The organism is Mesorhizobium sp. P5_C1 (assembly GCF_054049815.1).
Window position 1 is genome coordinate 1 of the sequence record NZ_JBFULQ010001273.1, and the last position, 715, is coordinate 715.

Sequence of the window (715 nt, forward strand, 5' to 3'; positions counted from 1 at the left end):
ACCAATAAAGTTCCTTGGGCTCATACCGCTGCAATCAGGCAGGTCGTGTCGCCGGACCCCTGCGAACTTCCGATCGACCAAGGTGACGTCGAAGCAGCCTCATGTTGGCTTGAAATACACGTCGAAAATTGAGCCCAGAATAGGGACGCTTCCTACAACCGTATCAAGGAGTGCGTTCCCTAACATTCTGGCGACCAAGATCTTTCCAGCACCGCAGCTTCGGGCTCGCAACACGATATAGACCGAAACGATGCCTGTCGCCGCATCTCCGAGAACGTGCATCATTCCCACCAGGGCATCCAATCCAAAACGAATTGATGTCCCCGGAATGCGCCAACGGGAATCGAGCAAAGCCGCCAATTCGGCAACCAAGTTTGCTACCTTGGCGCCCTGAAAGCCCGGCCCGGTTATCCCATCGGTCGAGCCTGTACGCCTCAACAGGTCTCCCTGAGATAGGGCCGTCACTCTAGAGTTGATTTGGCTTGCGTCCTATTCGTGGGCACGTCGTCGAGCAGGGTTGTCTCACCGGAGCCTTGCGTGGGCTCGGATGGCAGCTGACCATTCGGAGTCATCTTGTTGACCGCCTCGGGCAAATCCTGGGTGATCCTGCTGATAAGTTCCTCGCGCGAAAGGCCGGTCTGCATCGAGAGTGACGTCAGCGTGTCTTCGTCGATTGCCGCTTCCACGTCATTTGGCTCGATAGGCTGGTTCGGCC

At 56.8% G+C, this 715-nt stretch carries 2 protein-coding genes; both read right to left on the minus strand.

The window, feature by feature from the left end:
- Positions 1 to 99: 99 nt before the first annotated feature.
- Positions 100 to 438 (minus strand): DUF4112 domain-containing protein, encoded by a 339-nt coding sequence (locus tag ACXJ7R_RS35335; protein WP_457155830.1) that lies wholly within the window; start codon positions 436 to 438, stop codon positions 100 to 102.
- 23 nt (positions 439 to 461) lie between these two features.
- A partial coding sequence (locus ACXJ7R_RS35340; protein WP_457155831.1) for a YidB family protein occupies positions 462 to 715 on the minus strand: 254 nt, incomplete at its 5' end.